Raw genomic sequence first — 25291 nt, forward strand, 5'->3', positions numbered from 1 at the left:
CCCCGTTCCGGGGAGGATCAAGTCAGCCCTTGTACAGGCCGTCCAGCTTCGTGCTGTAGGCTGCTTTCAGCACGTGGCGGCGGATCTTGAGCGAGGGCGTGAGTTGCTCGTTCTCGATCGTGAACGCCTCGTCGGCGATGATGAAGCGGCGGACGCGTTCGATCACGGACAGGTCCGCATTGACGCGTTCGACGGCGGCGTTCAGCGCGGCGCGATAATCGGGGCTCTGGGCCAGTTTCTTGAAATCGCAGGCGTTGCCGTTCCGGGCGCACCATTCCTGCGTCCATTCCGGATCGGGAACGAGCACGGCGACCATGTACGGCTTGCGGTCGCCGTAGATCATCGCTTGGGCGATCTCGTTCTGCAGGGTGAGCATGCCCTCGACCTTTTGCGGAGCGACATTGTCCCCCTTGTCGTTGACGATGATGTCCTTCTTGCGATCGGTGATCTTGATGCGACCGCGATCGTCGATCAGGCCGATATCGCCGGTATGGAGCCAAGGCCCCTTGTCGGGCTCGCGCCCGTCGACTTTCAGTACGCGCGCGGTTTCGGCGTCGTTACGCCAGTAACCGTGCATGACGAGTTCGCCGCGCACCAGGATCTCGCCGTCCTCGGCGATCTTCACCTCGGTATCGACCAGCGCCGGGCCGACCGTGTCCATCTTCAATCCGGCGCTCGGGCGGTTGCAGGAAATGACCGGCGCGGCCTCGGTCTGGCCGTACCCTTGCAGGAAGGTGAGGCCGAGCGACTGGAAGAAGATGCCGACTTCGGGCGTGAGCGGTGCGCCGCCTGAGACCATCGCCTTGATCCGGCCACCGAATTTCTTGGCGATCTTCGGCTTGAACACCGTGTTGACGACGAGCTGCATCGGCCGATCGCGCAACCGTAGCGTCCCCGCATAGTCCCGCGCGCCGATCTCCAGCGCCTGGGCGAGCAGTTTCTGGCTGAGGCCGCCCTGTTTCTCGATCGCCTTTGAAATGCGCGTGCGCAGCACCTCGAACAATCGGGGGACGACGAACATGATCGTCGGGCGGGTTTCCTCGATATTGGCGGCGAGTTTGTCGAGTCCCTCCGCGTAATAGATCTGGCCGCCGAGGCCGATCGCGAAATGCTGTCCGCCGGTATGCTCATACGCGTGGGACAGTGGCAGGAAGGACAGGAAAACCTCATCCTCCCAGCCGAATTCCTCGGAGATCACCGCGGTACATCCGGCGCAATTGTGCAGGATCGCGCCGTGATGCTGCATCACGCCGCGCGGTGCCCCGCCGGTGCCGCTGGTGTAGATGATGCAGGCGAGATCCTCGCGCGTGAACGTCGCCCTGGCGGCAGCGCCGGCGGCGGTGGTGGGGTGCTGATCGATCAGGCGGTTCCAACCATGGACCTCCAGCCCCTGCGTCGGGCGCAGATCGTCCATGCCGATGATGATCTTCGCGTCGTAGGACCGGATCGCGGCGGGGAGCAGCGTCTTCGCCAGTTTGGCGTTCGAGACGATGATCGCCTTGGCACCGGAATTCTCGATGATGTGCGCATGATCGCGCTCGGTATTGGTCACGTAGGTCGGCACGGTGACGCAGCCGGCGGCCATGATCGCGAGATCGCTGATGCACCATTCCGGTCGGTTCTCGCTGACCAGCATGACGCGGTCGCCACGTTTCAGCCCGATCGCCGTGAGCGCCGCGGCGAGGCTGGCGACCTTCGTCGCGGCATCCGCCCAGCTCAGCGAGACCCATTCGCCACCGGCCTTGTGCCACAGGAACGGCTTGTCGCCCTCCGTTGCCGCGCGGGTGAAGAACATCGTCACGAGATTGGGGAAATGTTCGAGCTTGCGCATGGGCCTCTTCCTGGCGCGCCTTCATGTGGGCGACGTGTGTCGTCATGCTTAGGGCGAGCGGCGGGGGTTCGCCAGCCTTTAGGGCGTGGACGGCCTTGCGGTGGCGCGGTATCGCCGGGGGATGCCGGCGGGCAGGGCTTTGGGAGCGTGCGTAGTGAAGATGGTTCGGACTTTCCTGAGTGTCTGCGTGTCGCTGTCGCTGGCGGCCTGTGTGTCGGTCGAACGGCGTCCTGCACCGGTCGCGACAGCCCCGAAGGCTGACGCGAAGATCTTCGCCGTGGCCGCCAATCCGCTGGCGAGCGAAGCGGGCATGGCGGTGCTGCGGCGGGGCGGCAGCGCGGTGGATGCGGCGATCGCCATGCAGGCGATGCTGTCGCTGGTCGAGCCGCAAAGCTCCGGCATCGGCGGCGGCGCGTTCATGACCTTCTACGATGCGAAGACGAAGCGCGTATCGGTGTTCGACGGGCGCGAGACTGCGCCTGCGGGTGCGACGCCGGACATGTTCCTCGACGATTCCGGGCAGCCGCTGACGTATCAGGTGGCGGTGTTGAGCGGGCGTGCGACCGGTGTGCTGGGCGCGGTGAAGATGCTGGCGCTGGCGCACGACAAATATGGCATCCTGCCGTGGCGTGACCTGTTCGGCGATGCCGAGCGGACGGCGCACGATGGCTTCATCGTCTCGCCGCGGCTGGGGCGGTTCCTGGCTAGCGGCGCGTTTCCGGAGAGCAATGCGCCGGACGTGCTGAGCTATTTCGCGCGCGACGGCGGCGGGCTGCTGCGCGCCGGGGACCGGTTGCGCAATCCCGCCTTCGCGGCGTTCCTCGCGCGGCTGTCGGCACAGGGGCCGGACGCGTTGTACAAGGGCGAGACGGCGCGGCGGATCGTGGCGAAGGTGCACGAAGGTGCGTTGCCGAGCACGATGACCTTGGCCGACCTCGCCGCGTATCGCCCGATCGAGCGCGAGGCGCTGTGCGGGCAGTACCGCGTGTACCTCGTCTGCGTGCCGCCGCCGCCGTCGAGCGGAGTCGGCATGCTGCAATTGCTGATGCTGCTGGAGCGCACCGACATCGCGACCCGTAACGCGACCGACCCGCAGGCATGGTTCCTGTTCGCCGAGGCGAGCCGGCTGATGTATGCCGACCGCGACCGTTATGTCGGCGATTCGGCATTCGTCTCGGTGCCGGTGCGCGGGCTGATCGACCCGGCCTATGTCGATACGCGGGCGAAGCTGATCGGCGATCGTGCCGGGCCTCCGCCGGTGGCGGGCCTACCGGCCGGAGCGCCGCAGGTGGCGCGGGACCGCACGCTGGAGCCGATGGGCACGTCGCATTTCGTGGTCGGGGATGCGCAGGGCAATGTCGTGTCGATGACGACCACGGTCGAATCGATCTTCGGCACCGGGCGGATGGTCGACGGGTTCTTCCTCAACAATCAGATGACCGATTTCTCGTTCACGCCGCGCGATCCCGACGGGAAGCCGGCGGCGAATGCGGTGGCGGCGGGCAAGCGTCCGCGCTCCTCGATGACGCCGCTGATCCTGCTGGACGGTGAGCGGCGCTTCGCGGGCGCCCTGGGATCGGCGGGGGGCAATTCGATCCTCGCTTATGTCGGCAAGGCGATGGTCGGCGCGGTCGATTGGGGCTTGCCGATGCAGGATGCTCTGGCGTTGCCCAATCTGGTGGCGCGTGGCGGTGCGTTTCAGGGCGAGGTGACGAAGTTCTCGCCTGCGATACTGGGCGGGCTGGCGGCGAAGGGAATCGATCTGCGGCCGGGGCAGGGCGAGGATTCGGGGCTACAGGGCGTGATCGTCCGCGGTGGCGTGGTGGATGGCGGCTACGATCCGCGGCGCGAGGGGCGGTTTCTGATCGAGGCCGCTCCGGCGACGCGGTGAGGAGCGCGCCCGATCGCCGAAGGCAAGAGCGTTTTTTCGCACGAAGACACGAAGGCACGAAGAAGAAGCATCTCACTTCTTTGCGCCTTCGTGTCTTCGTGCGAGCATTCTTCTTGAGAACGGCAAAACCGCTGCGCGGTAGTGGGGTCAGGCTTGAGTGCCCACGGCATCCGCCACGTTTGCGAAGCCGTCGCGCTTCAACAGCTGCGCCAGGCCGCTCGTGATGCGCCCCGGCAGGCCCGGCCCCGCGAACACCAAAGCCGAATAGAGTTGCACCAGGCCCGCGCCGGCGCGGATGCGGGCATAGGCTTCGTCGGCGCTGTCGATGCCGCCGACCGAGATCAGCGGGACCGCGCCACCGCTGGCCTTGCGGAAATCGGCGAGGCGCGTGCGCGCCAAGGCCGCAAGCGGGGCGCCGGAGAGGCCGCCGGTTTCCTTCGCGTTGCCGGATTTGAGCGGCGGGCGCGACAAGGTGGTGTTGCTGACGATCAGCGCATCCACTCGGTGGTCGATCGCGGCGCGGGCGATGCCGTCGATCTCCTGCGTGTTGAGATCGGGCGCGACCTTCAGGAACAGTGGCCGACGCTCCGGCGCATTCCGAGCCGCATCGGCGGCCGCGAGCAATTCGGCCAATGCCGCGCCGTGCTGGAGATCGCGCAGGCCCGGCGTATTGGGCGACGAGATGTTGATCGTAACGTAATCAGCGATCCGAGCCGCTTTCGCCACGCCGACGCGGTAATCCTCGATCCGGTCGGCGGCGTCCTTGTTGGCACCGACATTGATGCCGAGCAGGCCGGTGCGCTTCGCCGCCTGGGCGCGGGGCAAAGCGGCGTCGATGCCGCCATTGTTGAAACCCAGCCGGTTGATGATCGCGCGATCGGCCGCGAGGCGAAAGATGCGCGGCTTTTCGTTGCCGGGCTGGGGCAGGGGGGTCAGCGTGCCGATCTCGACGCTGCCGAACCCCAGTGCGAAGAACCCGTCGATCGCGCGGCCGTCCTTGTCGACCCCGGCCGCCAGCCCGACCGGATTGGCGAAATCGAGCCCCGCGACGGTGGTGCGGAGGCAGGCGTCGCCCGGTCCGCGCGCCAGCTTCCGCAGCATCGGCGGAGTGTTGTCGCGGCCCCAGGCCGCGAGCATGTCGATCGTCAGATTGTGGGCGCGTTCGGCATCGAGCGCGAACAGGATCGGGCGAAGTAGCGGGAACAGCATCCGCGCGGCCATGGCACCGCCGATCGATGCGGTCAAAGACGGCATAAATGTGGCCGCGGAGGTCACGATGACGATTTCGTACAATACAAGCGCGAAGAACTTTGCTTAAGAGGCTGTGCGACCCAAGGAATCCTTTCGCAACAGGGGGTTCTTTTCCTTTGGCCCGGCCGGTTTACCGTCCGGGCCACTTTTCTTTTACCCGTCGAGCGGTTACGCCCGGGCGATAAGAAAAGCGGGGGCGCGTATCTTGTCGGACATTCAGCTGGACTATGCGGTGCCGGCCGCGGATTTGGCCGACTACATCACGCTCTTCTATCACTTTCGCGCGGACGTGCCGGTGTTCGAGGATGTCGAGCGCGCCGACAATGCCCAGTTCCGCTTTCGCCTCTCGCCGGGTGGGGCGACGTATCGGTTTCATGACGGGACGGTTCAGACGCCGGGCGACGTTCACGTCATCGGGCCGACCAGCGGGCCGATCAATTCGAGTGCGATCGGGCCGGTGCGGGTGTTCGGCATGGGGCTGACTGCGGCTGGCTGGACGGCGATGATCGGCAGCGAGGCATCTTCGCTGCTGAACCGGGCGATCGACGCCAGCACCGTGTTCGGGGCCGCGCGCTTGCGTGCGGCGGCGGCGGCGCTGGCGGATACCAAGGATCTGGCCGGCTGTATCGCGATCGGCGAGCCGCTGGTCCGCGACCTGCTGGCGCGCGGCGATCCCGGAACCAGCGCGTTCCTGCGACGGATCGACGACTGGCTGGCAGCGTCGCCATCCCCCGACATCGCCGATCTGATCGCCGCGACCGGCCTGTCGCGCCGGCAGGTCGAGCGGCGCTGCAATGCCGCCTATGGCGCACCGCCCAAGCTGCTGGCGCGCAAATATCGCGCGTTGCGGGCGGCATCCGCGCTGACGATGGACGGCAGCGATATCGACGACGTGATCGCCCTGGGGTTCTACGATCAATCGCACCTCATCCGCGAGGTGAAGCAGTTTACCGGGCTGACCCCGCGCCAGATCCGTGCGCAACCGACGATCCTGCAACAGCTGACGATGGCGCAACGCAGTGCGCTGGGCGGGCAGGTGAGTCCCCTGATCAGCGACACCTAAAACGCACGCAAAGGCGGTTGACCCGGCCCGCCCGCGCCCCCACATGCGCAATCGGAACGATTCGATCCGATTTGAGAGTCACTCGCAACAATGCGTCTTTCGAGCCTTGCCGACTATGCCGTCGTGATGATGAGCGCCGCCGCGCGCCATTGTGGCGGCGTGGCTCGCCTGAACGCGACGGTGTTGGCCGAGGAGACGGGCGTGCCGTTGCCGACGGTGCAGAAGCTGGTCAGCCGCTTGTCGGCGGCGGGCCTGATCGAAAGCTCGCGCGGCACCGGCGGCGGCTTTCGCCTGTCGCGACCGGCGGCGGCGATCTCGCTGGCCGACATCGTCGAGGCGGTGGAGGGGCCGATCGCGCTCACCGTGTGCGTCGAGACCGGGCGGCACGATTGTGGCCTGGAAGGCGATTGCCGGGTGAAGCCGCATTGGAGCGCGGTGAACGGCGCGGTGCGTGGCGCGCTGGCCGGCGTGTCGTTGGCGACCTTGTCGCAGGTGCCGGCATGAACCGCCCGCGCGCAGCGCCCAACACTTTCCTTCTTCTTCTTCGTGGCTTCGTGGCTTCGTGTGAGACGATCTTTTTCACACAAAGCCACGAAGCCACGAAAGAAGAGAAGAAGGTTTCTCCACGTATTCTTATCCGCGCGGAGAGTGCAGAGTTTTTTGAGGGCCGTTTTGCGGCAGAGGTTTTGTAATGGCGACGAAGAACGCAGAGGCGCATGCCGCCGCGAACAAGACGTACGAATGGGGGTTCCATTCGGATATCGAACAGGAATTCGCGCCCAAGGGGTTGAGCGAGGATACGGTGCGCTTCATCTCGGCCAAGAAGGGCGAGCCGGAATGGATGCTCGACTGGCGTCTGAAGGCTTATAAGCTGTGGCTGACGCTGGAAGCGCCGGATTGGGCCAAGCTGCAGCTCGATCCGATCGATTATCAGGACGCCTATTATTACGCCGAGCCCAAGGTGAAACCCAAGCTGGGGTCGCTGGACGAGGTCGATCCCGAGATCCTGCGCGTCTACGAGAAGCTCGGCATCCCGATCGAGGAGCAGAAGATGCTCGCCGGGGTCGAGGGCGCGCGGCGTGTCGCGGTCGACGCGGTGTTCGACAGCGTGTCGGTGGCGACCACGTTCCGCAAGGAACTGGAGGCTGCCGGCGTGATCTTCCGGTCGATCAGCGAGGCGATCAAGGAATATCCCGATCTGGTGCGCAAGTGGCTGGGCAAGGTGGTGCCGGCGCATGACAATTACTTCGCGGCGCTGAACTGCGCGGTCTTCAGCGACGGCACGTTCGTCTACATTCCGGAGGGCGTGCGCTGCCCGATGGAACTCAGCACCTATTTCCGTATCAATGCTGAGAATACCGGGCAGTTCGAACGGACCCTGATCGTCGCGGACAAGGGTGCGTACGTCTCCTACCTCGAAGGCTGCACCGCGCCGATGCGCGATGAGAACCAGCTGCACGCGGCGGTGGTCGAGCTGATCGCGCTGGACGATGCCGAGATCAAATATTCGACCGTGCAGAACTGGTATCCCGGCGACGAGAACGGCAAGGGCGGGATCTATAATTTCGTCACCAAGCGCGCTCTGTGCCAGGGCAAGAACAGCAAGGTCAGCTGGACGCAGGTCGAGACGGGCAGCGCGATCACCTGGAAATACCCGTCGTGCATCCTGAACGGCGAGAATTCGGTCGGCGAATTCTATTCGGTGGCGGTGACGAACAATCGCCAGCAGGCCGATACCGGCACGAAGATGATCCACAACGGCAAGGGATCGCGATCGACGATCGTGTCGAAGGGCATCTCGGCCGGGCGCAGCGACAATACCTATCGCGGGCTGGTGCGCGTGGCGCCGGCCGCGGAGGGCGTGCGCAACTTCACGCAATGCGATTCGCTGCTGCTGGGCGACCAATGTGGCGCGCATACCGTGCCCTATATCGAGGTGCGCAACCCGAGCGCGCAGATCGAGCATGAGGCGACGACGTCGAAGATCAGCGACGACCAGATGTTCTACGCGATGCAGCGCGGTCTTGATTCGGAGAGCGCGGTGGCGCTGATCGTCAACGGCTTCGCGCGCGAGGTGTTGCAGCAACTGCCGATGGAATTCGCGGTTGAAGCGCAGAAGCTGCTGGGGATCTCGCTTGAGGGGAGCGTGGGGTGATGCTGCTTCTTCTCGCATCGCTGCTTCAAGCAACCCGACCTGTCGCCGACTTGCCGGAAGCGGAAAGGCCATCAGTCCGCTTTTATGAGGCTTGCATCAACGGCTGGTCGGATAGTCCGCAGGTGGGTGTTATGAGTGCCGACGAATTCCAAGTCTTCGTTCATCGTCAATGCGCTCGCGAGAGATTAACGGCGTTTAACGCGATGGACGGTTCCATTACCGATGAGAAGGAAGCGGAGGCCGGCATGGAGCGGCTGAAGGTTCTGGAAGCCGCATGGATTAAACGTAATCGTCTGAAGAAAGCCCGGCACTGATGCTAAAAATTGAAAACCTTCACGCCGAAATCGACGGCAAGGAAATCCTCAAGGGCCTTTCGCTCAGCGTGAACGCGGGCGAAGTGCATGCGATCATGGGGCCGAACGGGGCGGGGAAGTCGACGCTCGGTTATGTGCTCGGCGGGCGGCCCGGTTATGAGGTGACCGCAGGTTCGGTGGCGTTCGACGGGGTCGACCTGCTCGAGCTCGAACCGCACGAGCGCGCCGCGGCGGGGCTGTTCCTCGGGTTCCAGTATCCGGTCGAGATTCCGGGCGTGTCGAACGTGCAGTTCCTGCGCGAGGCGCTGAATGCGCAGCGCAAGGGGCGCGACGAGAAGCCGCTGTCGGGGGGCGAATTCCTGAAGCTGGCGCGCGCACAGGCCGATGCGCTGTCGATGGATCAGGAGATGCTCAAGCGGCCGGTGAATGTCGGCTTTTCGGGCGGCGAGAAGAAGCGCAACGAGATGGTGCAGATGGGCATCATCGATCCGAAGCTGGCGATCCTCGACGAGACCGATAGCGGGCTGGACATCGACGCGTTGCGAGTGGTCGGCGACGGGATCAACCGGATCATGCGCAAGCCCGACAAGGCGGTGATCCTGATCACGCATTATCAGCGGTTGCTGGATTATGTGAAGCCGGACTTCGTGCACGTGTTGTCGGGCGGGCGGATCATTCGCTCGGGTGGGCCGGAATTGGCGCTGGAGCTGGAGTCCGAGGGTTATGCCGGGGTGGCGGCATGACTTCATTCCCCCGTCATGCTGAACTTGTTTCAGCATCCATCGTGCAGCAACGGCTGGCTGGATTTGTGGAGGGATGGATCCTGAAACAAGTTCAGGATGACGGAGTTTTTCGTGGCTGAGCTTGCAACTCTCCCCACACGGCGGGATGAATCCTGGCGCTATTCCGATCTGGAAGCTGTCGCCTCGGTTTGGCCGGTGCCGGCCGCCGAAGTGATCGAGGTCGCGGCGGGCGAGTCCGTTTCGCGCGTCATCGTGCAGGATGCGGCGCTGGATGCGGTCGCGATCCGGGATTTCCGGGTCGTGCTGAACGCGGGTGCCACCGCGGCGTTTCACGTTCTCAACATCGGCGGGCAGCTCGGGCGGATCGCGATCGACGTGACGTGCCATGAGGGCGCGCATTTCGAGCTTGGCGGAGCGATGCTCGGCGGCGGCGATCAGACGCTGGAGATCGTGACGACGCTCAACCATATCGAGCCGAACGCGACGTCGAACCAGGTGGTGCGATCGGTGCTCGGCGGGCGCGCGACCGGATCGTACCTCGGCAAGGTCGCGGTGGCGCGGGATGCGCAGAAGACCGATGCGTCGCAGAGCGTGAAGGCGATGCTGCTGACCCGGACGGCGGCGGCGAACGCCAAGCCCGAACTGGAGATCTTCGCCGACGACGTGAAGTGCGCGCATGGCGCCACGGTCGGCGAGCTGGACGCGATGGCGCTGTTCTACCTCGCGTCGCGCGGGATCGCGCCGGCCGAGGCGAAGGTGCTGCTGTTGCAGGCGTTCGTGGCGAATGCGTTCGCGGGGATCGTGGATGAGGACGAGCGCGGGCGGGTCGAGGCTGCGGCTCTGGCGGCGTTGGAGCGGATGCTTGATCTTTCCCTCTCCCATCGGGAGAGGGAAGGGGCCCGCGAGGCGCAGCCGAGTGGGAAGGGTGAGGGCGGCTGATGGACTCGCTCGCTCACCCTCACCCTTCCGTCGCTTCGCTCCTCCCTCCCTCTCCCAATGGGAGAGGGATTGAAGCGCTCGATCTCGTCTCAGATTTCCCGGCAATCCCCGACGGCTGGGCGTATCTCGATACCGCCGCCACGGCGCAGAAGCCACGGCAGGTGATCGACGCGATCACGCGTGGGTACGACACGAGCTACGCCACCGTGCATCGCGGCGTGTATCAGCGGTCGGCAGACATGACGCTTGCCTATGAGGCGGCGCGCAGGCGGGTGGCCGGGTTCATCGGTGCCGCATCGCCCGACGAGATCGTGTTCGTGCGCGGCGCGACCGAGGGGATCAATCTGGTCGCTGAGTGCTGGGCCGGAACGCAGCTGAAGGCGGGCGATCGCATCCTTCTGTCGATGCTGGAGCATCATTCGAACATCGTGCCGTGGCAGATGGTCGCCGAGCGGATCGGCGCGGCGATCGACGTCGTGCCGCTGACCGCCGATCACCGGATCGATCTCGATGCGATGGCGGCGATGATCACGCCGGCGCACAAGCTGGTCGCGCTCGGCCATGTGTCGAACGTGCTCGGGTCGGTGCTCGACGGTCGCCGGGCGGCGGATATCGCGCATTCGGTCGGCGCGAAGATCCTGCTCGACGGGTGCCAGGCGGTGCCGCGTCTCGGCGTCGATGTCGCCGCGCTGGATTGCGATTTCTACGTCTTTTCGGGGCACAAATTGTACGGGCCGACCGGGATCGGCGTGCTGTGGGGGCGGGCCGGCCTGCTCGAGGCGATGCCGCCTTACCAGGGTGGCGGGTCGATGATCGATCGCGTGAGCTTCGCCAGGACCACCTATGCGCCGCCGCCGGGCCGGTTCGAGGCCGGGACGCCGCACATCGTCGGCGTGCTCGGGCTGCATGCCGCGATCGATTATGTCGAGGATATCGGGCTGGACGCGATCCACGCGCACGAAACGGCGTTGGTGGCGAAGACGCGCGAGGCGCTGTCGCAGATCAATTCGGTGACGGTGTTCGGACCGGAGGACAGCGCGGGAATCGTGTCGTTCAGCATCCAGGGGGTGCATCCGCACGACATCGGCACCATCTTGGACGAAGCGAAGGTCGCGATCCGTGCCGGGCATCATTGCGCGCAGCCGCTGATGGAGGCGCTGGGCGTGGACGCGACGGCGCGGGCAAGCTTCGGCGTGTACAATTCCGCCGCCGACGTGGATGCGCTGGTGGGCGGGATCGAGCGCGTGACGCGCATTTTTGGGTAGGGTTCGGCATGAACGAAGAACGCAGGATCATGGTGGAAGAAGTGGATTCGGTCGAGGCGCCGCCCAAGGCGCGCGTCGAAGGCGCGTTTGATTCGTCCCCCGCGGAAAGATCAGCGGGGGTGGCGGAAACGTTCGAGCGCAAGCGCGATTATCTCGAAGGGTTTCTCGCGCAGAAGCCGGCGGGCGATGCGCCTGGCGAGCCGGGCGGCGTGCTGTACGAGGCGGTGGTCGAGGCGCTGAAAGAGATCTACGACCCGGAAATTCCGGTGAACATCTATGATCTCGGGCTGATCTACGGGGTGGACGTGACCGGCGATGGCCATGCCGTCGTGACGATGACGCTGACGACGCCGAACTGCCCGGTCGCGGAATCGATGCCGATGGAGGTCGAACTGCGCGTCGGTGCGGTGCCGGGGGTGGGATCGTCCGAGGTCAATCTCGTCTGGGATCCGCCATGGGATCCGCAGAAGATGAGCGACGAAGCGAAGCTCGAACTGGGGATGTTGTGATGGCCACGATCGCGAGACCACGCCCCGCCGCGCTGAACCTCACGCCGTCCGCCGAGGCGCGGATCGCGGACCTGATGGGCCGGGCGCCGGCGGATGCGATCGGCGTGAAGCTGTCGACGCCGCGGCGCGGATGTTCGGGCCTGGCCTATTCGGTCGATTACGTCACCGAGGCGAAGGCGTTCGACGAACGGATCGACACCGCCGGCGGCACCTTGTTCGTCGATGGCGGATCGATCCTGTATCTGATCGGCAGCACGATGGACTGGGTGGAGGACGATTTCGCCGCCGGGTTCGTGTTCGCCAATCCGAATGCCAAGGGCGCGTGCGGGTGCGGAGAAAGCTTCACGGTCTGAGTTGATCTCCCGCCCGAGGGTCATTCCTGCGCAGGCCGGGATCTTTGGGAGGCAGGCGATGCGCGCGCCTCATGAAGACCCCAGCCTACGCTGGGGTGACGATAAGGGGATATTCATGCGCATCCCGTGGTGCGCGACGACCAGGTGATGTTCTGCACTTTCCAGGTGCCGTTTTCGCGCACGAGATCGAAATGATCGTAGCCGCAATGGTGCGGCTTGCCGTCGATCAGGAAGACGTAGCGGCCCCAGACCATCGCGATATCGCCGTCGATCTCGATCGCAGGATCGATCAGCCGTTCCTCGAACTTCTCCGCGCCGGGCTTGATGCCGGCGGCGAACTGCGCCCAGTCGAGATGGCGGATGCGGCGCGTGCCGTCGGGGTTTTCCGTGACGGACGTCGCGCCGCCGCCGTCGCGCAGAAACCGGGCGATCGCCGCACCGTCGCGCGCGGCGAGGCCGGCGAACAGGCCGTCGACCGGGGCCATCACCGACGCTTCCTCGGTGCCGGGGGGCGGCAGGCCGGTGCCCTTGGGCAGATCCGGGATCGGCGTGGTCTGGGCGAGCAGCAAGGCGGCGAGCGCGGCGATCGGCATGAGTGAGCATCCTGTGGTTCAAGATGAGACGATAGTCGGCGGAGCGACGGGAGGCCAGCTTGAGGCGCGTAGCACAAAAAAAGGCCCCCTCCCGCGTGGGAGGAGGCCGTCAGGCTCGAGGGAAAGTGGAAGAAAACGGGTCAGCTGACCGCGGCGGTGGCCGGGCGGTTCTCGAGCGCCTTCTTCTTGGTCAGCGCTTCCATCACGCCGGCCGGGCAGCGCACGGTCGGGGTCTGGTGGACGATCTTGCCGGCGGGGACGCGGACATGATGGACGGTGCAGCCCGCCGACCGCAGCTCGGCATGCGACGGCTTGCCCCCGGCGAACGCGGCGGTCGGGGCGAGCAGGGCGAGGGTGAGGGCGGTGGCCGTGAAAATGCGCATGGGGAAAATCTCCGGGACAGTTGTGACCAGTAGATAGGAGCCGCGAATGTCCCGCGTCCCACGCGCGTGTGACAAAGTGTTGCCCCGGGGCGCTATACCTTCGCCGCGTTGACCTGAGGCGGCACGAGCCCTAATTCCTCTCGTAATGACCCCACATCTCGACACGCCCGAAAGCCCGTCCTCGATCGTCCTCGTCGAGGACGATCCCGCACTGCGCACGCTGACCACGCGCGCGCTGCAGCAGAACGGCTATATCGTGCGCCCGGCCTGCTCGGCGCCCGAGATGTGGCAGGCGCTGGAGGCGGGGCCGACCGATCTGGTGCTGCTCGACATCATGTTGCCCGGCACCAACGGCATCGATCTGTGTCGCGCGCTGCGCCAGAAGAGCGACGTGCCGATCATCTTCATCAGCGCCAAGGGCAGCGAGACGGACCGGGTGGTCGGGCTGGAGCTGGGCGCGGACGATTATCTCGCCAAGCCGTTCGGCACGTCCGAACTGGTCGCGCGGGTGCGTGCGGTGCTCAGGCGCGGCGCGCTCGACCGGCGGCACGGGCGGCCCGAACAGGGCATCCTGACCTTCGATGGCTGGCAGGCGATCCTGGCGCGGCGCGAATTGCTCTCGCCGTCGGGCGCGCAGGTCGAGCTGACCGGCGCGGAATTCGACCTGCTGATCAGCCTGCTCGATCATGCCGGCCGCGTCATCGCGCGCGAGCGGCTGATCGAATTGTCGCGCACGCGGCTGGGCGACAGTTCGGATCGCAGCGTGGACGTGCTGGTCAGCCGGCTGCGGCGCAAGCTGAGCCATGACGGCAAGCCCGCGCCGATCGTCACGGTGCGCGGCGTGGGCTATATGCTGAACGTGTCGGTCGCGCGCAGTTGAGGCGTTTCGTGCGGCCTTCGATCGGCATCGCCGGTCGCATCGTCGCCATTCTTCTGCTCACCTTGCTGCTGGAATTCGGCGTCAGCACCCTGCTGTACGAACGCGCCAGTCGTTTCGCCGTGCGCGAGGACGAGGCGCACCGGCTGGCCGAACATCTCGTCATCAGCCGCAAGCTGATCGCCGATGAAAAGCCCGACAAGCGCGCCGAGGAAGCGGCGGAGCTGACCACCGATCGCTATGCGCTGCTCTGGCAGGAGGCGCTGCCGCCGCCGCCGCCGCTCTCGCCCTCGCTGGACAGCATGCGCGAGCAGATCCTGACGTGGGAGCCCTCGCTCGCGGCGTCCGACCTGCGCGTGCAGCTCGTGTCGCCGGGGCGCAATCCTTATGTCGCGGGCGGGCTGAAGCTGCCGGACGGGACGTGGCTGTATTTCCGCACGATCGAGCCGCTGGTCACGGTCAACCTGGCGTTCGAGCGCATATTGCTGACGCTGATCCCGGCGATCGCGCTGATGATCGTCGCGATCCTGCTGGTGCGGCGCATGCTGTTCCCGCTCAGACGGCTGGCGGCGGCGGCGGACGATTTCGGCGCGGCCGACGTGGCCGAGGTGCCCGAGGCCGGACCGGGCGACGTGCGCCGCGTGACGGCGGCGTTCAACCGCATGCAGCAACGCATCCGCCGCCTGATTTCCGACCAGACGCAGGCCTTGGCGGCGGTCGGGCACGATCTGCGTACGCCGCTCGCCCGGATCAAGCTGCGCGTCGACGGGATCGCCGATGCGACGGTACGCCAGGCGGTGGAGGGCGATGTCGCGGAGATGGAGGCAATGGTCGCGTCGTTGCTCGCGTTCCTGGGCGGCGACGAGGATCCGGAGAAGCCTGCCCGGATCGACGTGGCGGTGATGGCGGCGACGATCGTGGACAGCCTGTGCGACGCCGGGCACGCGGCGGAATATGACGGACCGGACCACCTCGAACTGACGGTCAAGCCGGTGTCGCTGAAACGCGCGATCAACAACTTGACCGGCAATGCGGTGCGCTATGGCGACCGGGTATGGGTGCGCGTGTCGCAGGATGGGACGGGGGTCTCGATCGCGGTCGAGGATAACGGCCCCGGCATTCCGGAGGCCGATCTGGCGCGCGTGCTGGAGCCGTTCGTGCGGCTCGACGAGGCGCGCGGGCGCGACGCGGCCGGCTTCGGTCTGGGCCTCGCCATCGTGGTGCGGACGCTGGAGGGGCTGGGCGGGCGATTGCTGCTGTCCAACCGCGCTCCGCAAGGGTTGCGCGCGGAAATCATGCTGCCGATTCCGGCGGAAACGATTCCTTACGAACATGCTGCTTCGCAGCAAAGGGAACTTACTATCTCCTGATCTCTAGGCGCGCCTGACGGTGTGCCCCAATGACAGGAGTTTCCCCGTGAACGAACTCATCGGCCGTGTGATCAGCTTCGAAAAGCAGGTCTTCCCGAACCAGAGCGCGCTCTACGCCCGGCTCGCCGACAAGGGCCAGAGCCCGAAGGCGCTCATCATTTCCTGCGCGGATTCGCGTGTGGTGCCCGAACATCTGTTGCAGGCGGAACCGGGCGACCTGTTCGTCTGCCGCAACGCCGGCAACATCGTGCCGCCGTATTCGAACATGACCGGCGGCGTTTCCGCCACGGTGGAATATGCCGTGATGGTCCTGGGCGTCAGCGACATCATCGTCTGCGGCCATTCGGACTGCGGGGCGATGAAGGCGTTGATGAACCCGGAGATGGTCGAGAAGATGCCGAACGTCGCGGCGTGGCTGCGCCACGGTGCCGCCGCACGCTCGGTGGTCGACAGCTGCTATCCCGAATTGCACAATGGCGAGGCGGTCCGCGTCGTCGGCATGGAGAACGTGGTCGCCCAGATCGCGAACCTGCGCACGCATCCGTCGGTTTCCGGCGCGATCGGGCAGGGCAAGCTGTCGCTGCACGGTTGGTTCTTCGATATCCAGAACGGCGTGACCCTGGGTCTGGACGGTGAGACCGGCCGCTTCACGGCGATCAAGGAAGACAGCCCCCTGCCGATCGCGCTGGAGGCGGGAGCCCGTCGCGCCGCCGATTACACGCCAATGGAAGCCGCCGCATGAAATCTTCCGCCTTGGCACGCCCCGGCGTGTCGATCCCCAACCTGAAGGCGTTGCCGCGCGATTTCACCGCGTCGATCGTGGTGTTTCTGGTCGCGATGCCGCTGTGCATGGGCATCGCGGTCGCCAGCGGAATGCCGCCGGAGCGCGGGCTGATCACCGGCATCATCGGCGGCATCGTCGTCGGTGCGCTGGCGGGTTCGCCGTTGCAGGTCAGCGGCCCCGCCGCCGGCCTCGCGGTCATCGTCTATGAACTCGTGCGCGATCACGGCCTGTCGGCGCTCGGTCCGATCCTGATCCTGGCCGGCGCGATCCAAGTCGCGGCCGGCATCTTCAAGCTCGGCGGCTGGTTCCGGGCGATCTCGCCGGCCGTGGTTCACGGCATGCTGGCGGGGATCGGCGTGCTGATCGTCGTCGGGCAGTTCCACGTCCTGTTCGATGCCAAGCCCTTGCCCAACGGGCTCGGCAATCTGGCGGCGATGCCGGGCCGACTGCTCGGCCTGTCGACCGACATTCAGGCGGCGGAACTGGCGTTCGCGATCGGCGTGACGACGATCCTGGTGATGCTGGGCTGGGAGAAATTCCGTCCGCAGGCGCTGAAGCTCGTGCCCGGGGCGCTCATGGGCGTGCTTGCCGGCACGATCGTCGCGGTCCTGCTCGGCCTGGACGTGGCCAAGGTCGAGGTGCCGAATTCGATCATCGGCGCGATCGCGCTGCCCGACGACGGCTTCCTCGCCAAGTGGCTCGATCCGTCGATCATCGCCGCCGCACTCGCCATCGCGTTCATCGCCAGCGCGGAGACGTTGCTGTCGGCGGCGGCGGTGGACCGGATGCATTCCGGCGTGCGCACCGATTACAACAAGGAATTGCGGGCGCAAGGCGTGGGCAACCTGCTCTGCGGTGCCGCCGGCTCGCTGCCGATGACCGGCGTGATCGTGCGCTCGTCCGCGAACGTCCAGGCGGGCGCGGTCACCCGCGCCTCGGCGATCCTGCACGGAATCTGGATCCTCGGTTTCGTCGCGATGCTGCCCTGGCTGTTGCGCGAGATCCCGATGGCCGCTCTGGGCGCGATCCTCGTCGTGACCGGCGTGCGGCTGGTCAGCCTCGATCACGTGAAGCATCTGTTCCGCGATTACGGGCTGTTGCCGGCGATGATCTGGGCGGTGACGCTGATGCTGGTCGTCTCGGTCGATCTGCTCACCGGCGTGCTGGTCGGCATCGGACTGTCGGCGCTGGAACTGCTGCCGCACCTCAAGCGCCTGCGGCTGAAGGTGAACGAAACGCAGAACGACGGCACGCACGACATCGTGCTGGACGGCACCGCAACCTTCGTGTCGCTGCCGCGTCTGTCGGACCGTCTGGAAGCGGTGCCCCCGGGCAAGCGCATCCGCCTCGACATATCGTGCCTGATGGGGGCAGATCATACGACGGCGGCGATGCTGCACGAATGGCTGCAGCGACGTCGTGCGACCGGCGCCGTGGTCGACATCGCCGGCGATACCGGCAAGGTGGCCAAACTGGCCGCGTGACGGCGCGAAGCCGGGACAGTTGCGGGGAGGCGGGTCCGGCGATCCGCCTCCCCGTTCGCGTTTCAAAGCACGCCATTCATGCTGCACGTGCGAACCAGCAATGTTTCGTTACACAATATCGATCTGGCAGAAACACCGTTCCCGTAATTTGACAGTGTTCGGATCGATCGTTGCCCTCCGCCGATCCCACCTTCCCCGGCGGAAGAGGCGATGACGATCCGGCAGCAGGCTGGGACCTCTCTTATTTAGTCTTCGGAGGTTTCATGAAATCGTTGCTCACCGCCGCCGGCCCCCTTGCCGCCGCCGCCCTTGCCGGCATGCTGATCGCCACCCCGGCCGCCGCGCAGGACCAGACCGACCCACCGCCGGACCTCAAGGCCAGCGGATCCATCGCTCTGGTATCCGATTATCGCTTCCGTGGCGTTTCTCAGTCCGACAAGGGCATGGCCGTGCAGGGTGGTATCACCGTCACGCACAAGAGCGGCCTCTATGCCGGCACCTGGGCGTCGAACCTGGCCGGGTGGGGCACGTTCGGCGGCCCCAATCTCGAACTCGATCTGTTCGGCGGCTACAAATTGCCGATCGGCGGGGGCGGTACGCTCGATGTCGGGCTGACCTGGTTCATGTATCCGGGCGGCGCGGACAAGACCGACTTCGCCGAGCCGTTCGCGAAACTGTCCGGCACGATCGGTCCGCTCAGCCTATTGGCCGGCGTGGCCTATGCACCGAAGCAACAGGCGCTGGGCAAATGGTCGCTCACCGGTGCCAACGCGCAGGCCGTTCTGGCGGGCGGCGCGTATGACAAGGCCGGCGACAAGGAGGACAATCTGTACCTCTGGGGCGATGCCAGCGCCGGCATTCCCCGTACGCCGATCACGCTGAAGGCCCATCTCGGCTTCTCGGACGGCAATTCCGGCCTCGGCCCCAACGGTACCAGCATCGCGCCGACGGGTAAATATTGGGACTGGCTGCTGGGCGTGGATGCCGTGCTCGGGCCGGTGACGTTGGGCGTGGCCTATGTCGATACCGACATCAGCAAGGCCGAGTCCGCCTATCTGCAGCCGAACTTCTCCTCGACCAAGGATGGCAGCACGATCGCGGGCAGCAAGGTGTTGTTCTCGGTTTCGGCGGCGTTCTAAACACCGTCAGCCGGCCGCCCGGAGCCTGTCGAAGGGCCGTTCTTCATCTCCACGGTCGGAGAAGAAGGGCGGTGCTTCGACAGGCTCGGCACGAACGGGAGGGGTGTCAGTCCATCTCAGGCGGCGTCCGCCGGCTGAGTCGTCCAGCCCAATCGTGGGATCGTGATCGAGCGCTTACCCGACAGGTCCACGCGGGTGACGAACATGTTGCGGCCTTCGATATAGCTCATCACCCGGCGCGCCCGTCCCAACGAAGACGTACCGTAGATCCGCGCCACATCCTCGTCGCTCGGGCAGGGATCGCCATCGCGCGCGGCGCGGGCAATGAGCAGGAAGGCACCCAGCATATCGTCGGGCAGGTCGTGCGCGGTCTCGATCACCGGAGCCCATTCCGCGTCCAGCCCGTCGAAGATGCCCGCGCGCGCGGCGGCCAGCCGGCGCGAGAAAGCGGACAAATCGAGCGGCGAGCGCGGCACGCCGGCCATGCGGCAGCGGACCTGGAAATCCTGGAACAACACCGCCGCCGGGCGAGTCGCCGATTCCGGATCGGCGACGATCGCGCGCAGCACTTCGGTAACGACCGGGCCAGGGTCGATCTCCGGCAGATCGGGCCGCGCGCGGACGGGGGCGGGGTCCTCGCGTTCGAGATCCTGCATCACCCGATCGGCCGCGACCGGCCGGGGCGGCGCGGCGGGCATGATGAATTGCGGTTGCTCGACTTCGGCGAACAGCATCTCCTGCATGTCGCGGCCGCCCTGCTGCGGCAGCGGCACGAGCACCGGGCTGCTGCTACGCGCCGACGTCTCGACCGCGCCGATGCGGATCGCGACCGGACGGCGCGACACCGCCGGCCCGAGTGCCAGGAACGTGCCGCGCGCGAGATCGCGGATCGCCTCGGCCTGGCGGCGCTCCATGCCGAGCAGATCGGCGGCGCGTGCCATGTCGATATCGAGGAAGGTGCGGCCCATCAGGAAGTTCGAGGCTTCGGCGGCGACGTTCTTGGCGAGCTTGGCGAGGCGCTGCGTGGCGATGACCCCGGCGAGACCACGCTTGCGCCCGCGGCACATGAGATTGGTCATGGCGGCGAGCGACGCCTTGCGCACGTCCTCCGCGACATCGCCGGCGACCGAGGGCGCGAAGACCTGGGCCTCGTCCACCACCACCAAAGCGGGATACCAATGTTCGCGCGGGGCATCGAACAAGGCGCCCAGGAACGCGGCGGCGCAGCGCATCTGCCCTTCCGCATCCAGTCCCTCCAGATCGAGCACCACCGAGGCGCGCGCCTCGCGGCAACGCTGAGCGAAGCGCACGATCTCGTTGGCGGAATAGTTCACCGCCTCGACCACGACATGGCCGTACGGGCCGGCGAGCGTGACGAAATCGCCCTCCGGATCGATGATGATCTGCTGCACATGGCCCGCGCTGCGTTCGAGCAGGCGGCGCAGCAGGTGCGATTTGCCGGAGCCGGAATTGCCTTGGACGAGCAGGCGCGTGGCCAGCAACTCCTCCAGGTCCATGGACACTGAGGCACCCCCCGAATCCATTCCCATATCCACGCGCACCGTCATCCGAGACCGTGTGGCCGATGCGGGCGGGCAGGGGCAAGGCTTAAGGGGCGCATGGCGACGGATTGATGTGGATTGCGGCGAGCGGAGCCGGGTGTCCCGCATTTAGACGCCGCTAACCATAAGAAGCGGATGGCCGAATTTGTAAACGAGGCGTTAACTTCGGGCTATGAGAAACCAGCCCGCCTTCGCCCGCGCCGCCCGCCACCCGCTTCGTGCCCGCCTGGTCGCGCCGACGCGCGTGAAAGCGGCGAACCCGGACGACAACGATCTGAAGCTGTTCGCGCTGAGCTTCACGGCCTTCTTCATCTGCATCTACACGCTGATCTTCTAGGCCCGCGCAAGAGAGCAGGGTTGCCACCGCGGGATACGAATTTTTCGGGGTGGCGACGCCCGTGCCGCTGACCTAGTCCCGAGCGGTATGAACACGGCGGCGACAGACGGTATCCGGGCGCTTACCGACAAGGAAAAGCAGACGCTTCGCATGATCGTGCGCGGTCACGACGCCAAATCGATCGCGCGCAGCCTCGATCTTTCGGTTCATACGATCAACGAACGCCTTCGCGATGTGCGGCGCAAGATGGCGGTGTCGAGCAGCCGCGAGGCGGCACGCCTGCTGCTGGAGGTCGAAGGCGTGGCCGCAGGGGCTCCAGACACCGATTTGCTTGGGGACACGAGAATCGGGGCAGACGCGGCTCGGCCCCGAGCGGATCAGGAAGGCGCGCCGATCGACGGCGTGGGGCGGGCATATCGCCGTCCCTTGATCATCGGAGTTTTGCTCATGACGCTCATTCTCGGCCTATTGGCGCTCGCCGCCCTGCCGCAAGTCGCCACGACCTCGCCGCCAACGCCTGCCACATCGTCCGACGCACCCAATGCCGAAGTGGTGGACGCGGCGCGTCGCTGGCTGGTTCTGGTCGATCAGGGGCGTTGGGACGAAAGCTACAAGGCGACCGGAACGGCGTTCCGCAAGCTGAACACGGCGCAGGTTTGGGCTACGGTATCGGAGAAGGTGCGCGTGCCGTTGGGCGCGGTGATCTCACGCACCTTCGTCAGCCAGGAAAACCTGCCCGCTCCGCCGGCCGGCTACGAAGTGGTGAAGTTCCGCACACGCTTCGCCAATAAGACCGAGGCGGTGGAGACGGTCTCGCTCGATCGCGAGAATGGCGGTTGGCACGTAGTGGGCGTGACGATCGGCTAGATTTGTTTTCGATCACCTTTGGTCACCCTCTCCCTTCCGTCGCTGCGCTCCTCCCTCCCTCTCCCAACGGGAGAGGGGAAAGACGCCGAAGGCGGCGAAGGGTGAGGGTGACTAAAAGCGATCCAAAGCGACCACAGGTTTAGGCGAGCGCGTCGGCTGTTCGTTGAAGCAGCCGGCGCGCCGCCCCCTCAATCGCAGGCGAGATGCAGTTTCTGCGCCAGCCACGCGGCGATCAGGCACATGCCGGCGACGAGCAGCAGCATGTTCTCGGGCGTGACGCCGAGGTGCGAGATGAAGATCACCGCCACCGCGCCGACCGTCATCGCCGCGCAATTGACGACGTTGTTCGCGGCCACCGTGCGCGCCGTCTGATCCTTGGTCACGGTGGTCGTCAGGAAGGCGTAGAGCGGTACGACGAACATCCCGCCGGTGACCGCGATGGCGAGCAGCGACAGCATCAGCGGAATGGCGAGCGGCTGGGCGATGAATTCCTTCCAGTCGTAGAAATGGCCCACCGCCGGCGTCCAGGTGCGCACGAGGATCGAAAACAGGACCACGCAGACACCCATCGCGATGACGGAGGCCGGGCCGTATTTCGCCGAGATCTTGCCTTTCAACAGCGTGTTGATGACGACCGATCCGATCGCGATGCCGACCGACAGCGTCGCGGTGAACAGGCTGGCGACCTCCTGCGTGGTGGTGAGCAGGTTCTTCACCAGTGGAGGAAAGATGATGATCAGCACCGCGCCGATCGTCCAGAAGAAGCTGATCGAGCAGATCGCCAGGAACAGGCGCGGGATGTGCATCGTCGCGTTGATCAGGCGCCAGGACGAGGTGATCGGGTTCCAGTTGATCGCCAGCACGGCGCCCTCGCGCGGGGCGGGCGGCACTTCGCGCCCGCTGAACCAGCCGATCCCGGCGACGATCAAGACGCCGATCGCCGCCGTTTCGGGCGAGATATAGCCGGCCAGGATCGTACCCATCAGGATCGCGATATAGGTGCCGGCCTCGACCAGGCCGGTGCCGCCGAGCACGTTCGGCCCGTCCAGATGCTGCGGCAGGATCGCGTATTTGATCGGCCCGAGGAACGTCGAATGCATGCCGAGCAGGAATACGGTGGCGAGCATCAGCGTGATGCCGGTGTTGGTATACCCCATCTTGGCCAGCACCAACCCGCCCGCGCCGACCATCATGATGAAGATCTCCGCCGTCTTCACGATGCGGATGATGCGGGCCTTGTCGTGCGTGTCGGCCAATTGCCCGGCGAGCCCGGAAAACAGGATGAAGGGCAAGGTGGAAAGGCCCGTCGCCAGCGCGTTGAATCCCTGTTCGGCCTTGGCATCGTTGAAGATGCTGTAGGTGGCGAACAGCACCATCGCCTGTTTGAACAGATTGTCGTTGAAAGCGCCCAGGAACTGGGTGGTGAACAAGGGCAGAAATCGGCGCTCTTTGAGTAGGCCGAGCGCATTGAGCATGGTCGAAAAATGCCTTGGATGTGGCGAAACGATGGCACGGACATAGCCGAGCGGCCGGGCGGGCGGCAACAGGTTATCCGTTAGGTGCCTCTGCAGGCGGGCTTTCCCCTGCGGGAAGTGAGGGCTAGAGCGAGGGAATGTGGACGCTGCCAAACGTGCTGACCCTGTCGCGAATCGTCGCGGTACCGCTGCTGGCCGTGTTCCTGTGGTGGCCGGGCTGGTCGGACGGGTATCTTGCCGGGTTCGTGCTGTATTGCCTGATGGGCATCACCGATTATTTCGACGGTTATCTGGCGCGGGCGCAGGGCGCGGTGTCGAAGCTGGGCGTGTTCCTCGATCCGATCGCCGACAAGATCATGGTCGCCGCCGTCATCCTGCTGCTGGTCGGCACGCGCGACAGCCAGCCGGCGCTGATCCCGGGCATCCACCAGATCGCCGCGCTGGTGATCCTGCTGCGCGAGATCGCGGTGTCGGGGCTGCGCGAATTCCTGGCGCAGCTTTCCGTGTCGGTGCCTGTGTCCAAGCTGGCCAAGTGGAAGACGACGCTGCAACTGGTGTCGCTGGGCGGGCTCATTCTGGCGGGCGGGCTGCCGGTCTATCCGGTGCTGCACGATATCTCGCTGGCGGCTTTATGGGGTGCCGCGATCCTGACGCTCATTACAGGCTGGGACTATCTCCGCGTCGGCGTGAAGCACATGGATTGATCACCTGAGATGACGATCGAGATGGTGTATTTCGCCTGGGTGCGCGAGGGCGTGGGCGTCGGGCAGGAACGGGTCGATCCGCCGGCCGGTGTGACGACGGTGGCCGAGTTGATCGACTGGCTGAGCGCGACGAGCGAATCGCATGCGCGGACGTTCGCCGATCGTGGACGGTTGCGCGCGGCGGTGGATCAGGTGTTCGTGCCGATCGACGCACCGCTGGGTTCGGCGCGCGAGGTGGCGATCTTTCCCCCGGTGACGGGCGGATGATCCGCATCCTCGTCAACGATGCTGCGATCGACCTGGCTGCCGAGCTGGCGCTGATCGAGGCGGAAGGCGCGGGTGCGATCGCCACGTTCACCGGGCTGGTGCGCGCGGACGACGGGGTTGGGACGCTGGAACTGGAACATTATCCCGGCGCGACCGAGGCGGCTCTGCTGTCGCTGGCCGAGCAGGCCAAAACGCGTTGGGCCTTGCTGTCGGCGACGATCGTCCACCGGATTGGCGTGATGCGTCCGGGCGAGCGGATCGTGTTCGTGGGCGTATCCGCGCCGCACCGTTCGGCGGCGCTGGAGGCCTGTGCGTTTCTCATCGATCGCCTAAAAACCGATGCGCCGTTCTGGAAACGCGAAACGCGTGCCGGGCAAGCCACTTGGGTAGAATCGCGCGGCAGCGATGATGCCGCCGCCGCGCGATGGGAAACCGTGAACCGGCCCCTCCCCTGAGGGAGGGGATGAGTCCGATCAGTTCAGCTTCGGCAGCACCACGCCGTTAACCACGTGGACGACGCCGTTCGACTGACGCACGTCCGGGATCTCGAGATAGCTCTTGTTGCCGTTGACGTCGGTCAGCGAGACGGCCTGGCCTTCCTTGGCTGCGGTCAGCGGCTCGCCTTCGACGGTGGTCAGCACGGTCTTGCCACCGCCGGCGTCGATCTTGGCGATCAGATCTGTCGCGCTGATCTTGCCGGGCACGACGTGATAGGTCAGCACCTTGACCAAGGTCGCCTTGTTCTCGGGCTTCAGCAGCGTGTCGACCGTGCCCGGGGCGAGGCGCGAGAAGGCGTCGTTGGTCGGCGCGAAGACGGTGAACGGGCCGGGACCGGACAGCGTCTCTGCAAGGCCAGCGGCCTTCACGGCGGCGACCAGGGTCGTCAGGTTCGGTGCGGTCGAGGCGTTTGCAACGATCGTCTTGGTCGCATCCATCGCGGCTCCACCGACGGCGGGGTTCGGCGCGGCGGGCGCGGGCGCGGCGGCGGCCGGCGCAGCTTGCGCCGGGGCGGCGGGCGCTGCGGTCTGGGCCGAGGCGGCGGTGATCGACAACGCGCCGGCCAGCGCGACCAGCGGGAATTTGGCGATGAAGGTCATGTTTCTCTCCGGATTGATAGGCTGCGCCCGAGGGCACG

The 25291-nt window shown here is 66.0% G+C and carries 28 protein-coding genes; 21 read left to right on the forward strand and 7 right to left on the reverse strand.

The features are described from left to right. Positions 1 to 22 precede the first annotated feature (22 nt). Complete coding sequence (locus tag ASG11_RS08555; protein WP_055777759.1) at positions 23 to 1831, reverse strand: AMP-dependent synthetase/ligase; 1809 nt, start codon at positions 1829 to 1831, stop codon at positions 23 to 25. Positions 1832 to 1991: 160 nt separating this feature from the next. Between ASG11_RS08555 and ASG11_RS08560 the strand changes: the two genes are divergently transcribed. Beyond that, positions 1992 to 3722, forward strand: coding sequence for a gamma-glutamyltransferase family protein (locus ASG11_RS08560; RefSeq protein WP_055780571.1), 1731 nt, complete (start codon positions 1992 to 1994; stop codon positions 3720 to 3722). A 147-nt stretch (positions 3723 to 3869) separates the two neighbouring features. Here ASG11_RS08560 and ASG11_RS08565 read toward each other — a convergent pair whose 3' ends face one another. Beyond that, on the reverse strand, positions 3870 to 4931 hold the full coding sequence (locus tag ASG11_RS08565; RefSeq protein WP_055780576.1) for a quinone-dependent dihydroorotate dehydrogenase: 1062 nt from the start codon (positions 4929 to 4931) through the stop codon (positions 3870 to 3872). A gap of 247 nt (positions 4932 to 5178) precedes the next feature. On the opposite strand from ASG11_RS08565, the gene ASG11_RS08570 reads away from it, so the two are divergent. The 10 genes from ASG11_RS08570 (at position 5179) to ASG11_RS08610 (ending at position 12314) form a co-directional block, all read left to right on the forward strand. Continuing rightward, positions 5179 to 6036: a helix-turn-helix domain-containing protein gene (locus tag ASG11_RS08570; RefSeq protein ID WP_055777762.1), complete on the forward strand. Its 858-nt coding sequence runs from the start codon at positions 5179 to 5181 to the stop codon at positions 6034 to 6036. A gap of 90 nt (positions 6037 to 6126) precedes the next feature. After that, complete coding sequence (locus tag ASG11_RS08575; protein ID WP_055777763.1) at positions 6127 to 6540, forward strand: SUF system Fe-S cluster assembly regulator; 414 nt, start codon at positions 6127 to 6129, stop codon at positions 6538 to 6540. Continuing rightward, a complete protein-coding gene (locus ASG11_RS18705) occupies positions 6537 to 6728 on the forward strand; it encodes a hypothetical protein (protein ID WP_156363704.1) in 192 nt (63 codons plus the stop codon). The genes ASG11_RS08575 and ASG11_RS18705 overlap by 4 nt, the downstream gene beginning before the upstream one ends. Next, entirely contained in the window at positions 6728 to 8191 is a 1464-nt protein-coding gene (gene sufB / locus ASG11_RS08580) for a Fe-S cluster assembly protein SufB (protein ID WP_055777766.1), read from the forward strand. The genes ASG11_RS18705 and sufB overlap by 1 nt, the downstream gene beginning before the upstream one ends. Then, positions 8191 to 8505: a hypothetical protein gene (locus ASG11_RS08585; RefSeq protein WP_055777769.1), complete on the forward strand. Its 315-nt coding sequence runs from the start codon at positions 8191 to 8193 to the stop codon at positions 8503 to 8505. The genes sufB and ASG11_RS08585 overlap by 1 nt, the downstream gene beginning before the upstream one ends. Beyond that, entirely contained in the window at positions 8505 to 9248 is a 744-nt protein-coding gene (gene sufC, locus ASG11_RS08590; protein WP_055777772.1) for a Fe-S cluster assembly ATPase SufC, read from the forward strand. The genes ASG11_RS08585 and sufC overlap by 1 nt, the downstream gene beginning before the upstream one ends. 111 nt (positions 9249 to 9359) lie before the next feature. Beyond that, positions 9360 to 10187, forward strand: a complete 828-nt coding sequence (locus tag ASG11_RS08595; RefSeq protein ID WP_443024448.1) for a SufD family Fe-S cluster assembly protein — start codon at positions 9360 to 9362, stop codon at positions 10185 to 10187. Then, a complete protein-coding gene (locus ASG11_RS08600; RefSeq protein WP_082472679.1) occupies positions 10187 to 11452 on the forward strand; it encodes a cysteine desulfurase in 1266 nt (421 codons plus the stop codon). Before ASG11_RS08595 ends, ASG11_RS08600 begins: the two co-directional genes overlap by 1 nt. 8 nt (positions 11453 to 11460) lie before the next feature. After that, positions 11461 to 11961, forward strand: coding sequence for an SUF system Fe-S cluster assembly protein (locus tag ASG11_RS08605; protein ID WP_055777775.1), 501 nt, complete (start codon positions 11461 to 11463; stop codon positions 11959 to 11961). Continuing rightward, complete coding sequence (locus tag ASG11_RS08610) at positions 11961 to 12314, forward strand: HesB/IscA family protein (protein WP_055777779.1); 354 nt, start codon at positions 11961 to 11963, stop codon at positions 12312 to 12314. Before ASG11_RS08605 ends, ASG11_RS08610 begins: the two co-directional genes overlap by 1 nt. A 113-nt stretch (positions 12315 to 12427) precedes the next feature. Here the strand turns inward: ASG11_RS08610 and ASG11_RS08615 are convergent, their stop codons facing one another. Further along, positions 12428 to 12907, reverse strand: a complete 480-nt coding sequence (locus ASG11_RS08615; protein ID WP_055777781.1) for a nuclear transport factor 2 family protein — start codon at positions 12905 to 12907, stop codon at positions 12428 to 12430. Between the two features lie 140 nt (positions 12908 to 13047). Then, a complete protein-coding gene (locus ASG11_RS08620) occupies positions 13048 to 13290 on the reverse strand; it encodes a hypothetical protein (RefSeq protein ID WP_055777784.1) in 243 nt (80 codons plus the stop codon). A 145-nt stretch (positions 13291 to 13435) separates the two neighbouring features. Between ASG11_RS08620 and ASG11_RS08625 the strand changes: the two genes are divergently transcribed. The 5 genes from ASG11_RS08625 to ASG11_RS08645 all read left to right on the forward strand — a co-directional run bounded on the left by ASG11_RS08625 (position 13436) and on the right by ASG11_RS08645 (position 18944). Then, positions 13436 to 14170 carry a response regulator transcription factor gene (locus ASG11_RS08625; RefSeq protein WP_055777786.1) on the forward strand — a complete coding sequence of 245 codons (735 nt, stop codon included), beginning with the start codon at positions 13436 to 13438 and terminating at the stop codon, positions 14168 to 14170. Between the two features lie 8 nt (positions 14171 to 14178). Continuing rightward, positions 14179 to 15537 carry an ATP-binding protein gene (locus ASG11_RS08630; RefSeq protein ID WP_330218894.1) on the forward strand — a complete coding sequence of 453 codons (1359 nt, stop codon included), beginning with the start codon at positions 14179 to 14181 and terminating at the stop codon, positions 15535 to 15537. A gap of 46 nt (positions 15538 to 15583) precedes the next feature. Continuing rightward, positions 15584 to 16279: a carbonic anhydrase gene (locus ASG11_RS08635; protein ID WP_055777793.1), complete on the forward strand. Its 696-nt coding sequence runs from the start codon at positions 15584 to 15586 to the stop codon at positions 16277 to 16279. Beyond that, the gene (locus tag ASG11_RS08640; protein WP_055777796.1) at positions 16276 to 17805 is read left to right on the forward strand and encodes a SulP family inorganic anion transporter; all 1530 of its coding nucleotides are present in this window, start codon (positions 16276 to 16278) and stop codon (positions 17803 to 17805) included. The genes ASG11_RS08635 and ASG11_RS08640 overlap by 4 nt, the downstream gene beginning before the upstream one ends. Positions 17806 to 18068: 263 nt before the next feature. Then, on the forward strand, positions 18069 to 18944 hold the full coding sequence (locus ASG11_RS08645; RefSeq protein WP_055777799.1) for a TorF family putative porin: 876 nt from the start codon (positions 18069 to 18071) through the stop codon (positions 18942 to 18944). Positions 18945 to 19060: 116 nt separating this feature from the next. Here the strand turns inward: ASG11_RS08645 and ASG11_RS08650 are convergent, their stop codons facing one another. After that, on the reverse strand, positions 19061 to 20512 hold the full coding sequence (locus tag ASG11_RS08650) for an ATP-binding protein (protein WP_055777801.1): 1452 nt from the start codon (positions 20510 to 20512) through the stop codon (positions 19061 to 19063). A gap of 166 nt (positions 20513 to 20678) precedes the next feature. On the opposite strand from ASG11_RS08650, the gene ASG11_RS19000 reads away from it, so the two are divergent. Further along, a complete protein-coding gene (locus ASG11_RS19000) occupies positions 20679 to 20843 on the forward strand; it encodes a hypothetical protein (protein ID WP_168371717.1) in 165 nt (54 codons plus the stop codon). A gap of 87 nt (positions 20844 to 20930) precedes the next feature. After that, positions 20931 to 21710: a helix-turn-helix domain-containing protein gene (locus tag ASG11_RS08655; protein ID WP_055777804.1), complete on the forward strand. Its 780-nt coding sequence runs from the start codon at positions 20931 to 20933 to the stop codon at positions 21708 to 21710. A gap of 188 nt (positions 21711 to 21898) precedes the next feature. On the opposite strand, the gene ASG11_RS08660 is transcribed toward ASG11_RS08655, so the two are convergent. After that, on the reverse strand, positions 21899 to 23185 hold the full coding sequence (locus ASG11_RS08660) for an MFS transporter (RefSeq protein WP_055777807.1): 1287 nt from the start codon (positions 23183 to 23185) through the stop codon (positions 21899 to 21901). Between the two features lie 137 nt (positions 23186 to 23322). On the opposite strand from ASG11_RS08660, the gene pgsA reads away from it, so the two are divergent. Genes pgsA through ASG11_RS08675 form a run of 3 tightly spaced genes read left to right on the forward strand, consistent with a single transcriptional unit; the run spans position 23323 to position 24611 of the window. Next, positions 23323 to 23889: a CDP-diacylglycerol--glycerol-3-phosphate 3-phosphatidyltransferase gene (gene pgsA, locus ASG11_RS08665; RefSeq protein WP_055777809.1), complete on the forward strand. Its 567-nt coding sequence runs from the start codon at positions 23323 to 23325 to the stop codon at positions 23887 to 23889. Between the two features lie 9 nt (positions 23890 to 23898). Beyond that, on the forward strand, positions 23899 to 24156 hold the full coding sequence (moaD, locus tag ASG11_RS08670; protein WP_055777812.1) for a molybdopterin converting factor subunit 1: 258 nt from the start codon (positions 23899 to 23901) through the stop codon (positions 24154 to 24156). Then, positions 24153 to 24611 carry a molybdenum cofactor biosynthesis protein MoaE gene (locus ASG11_RS08675; protein WP_055777813.1) on the forward strand — a complete coding sequence of 153 codons (459 nt, stop codon included), beginning with the start codon at positions 24153 to 24155 and terminating at the stop codon, positions 24609 to 24611. The genes moaD and ASG11_RS08675 overlap by 4 nt, the downstream gene beginning before the upstream one ends. A gap of 18 nt (positions 24612 to 24629) precedes the next feature. Here ASG11_RS08675 and ASG11_RS08680 read toward each other — a convergent pair whose 3' ends face one another. Then, entirely contained in the window at positions 24630 to 25253 is a 624-nt protein-coding gene (locus ASG11_RS08680; RefSeq protein ID WP_082472680.1) for a fasciclin domain-containing protein, read from the reverse strand. Positions 25254 to 25291 lie beyond the last annotated feature (38 nt).

It is taken from the genome of Sphingomonas sp. Leaf357, assembly GCF_001423845.1.
Classification (GTDB): Bacteria; Pseudomonadota; Alphaproteobacteria; order Sphingomonadales; family Sphingomonadaceae; genus Sphingomonas.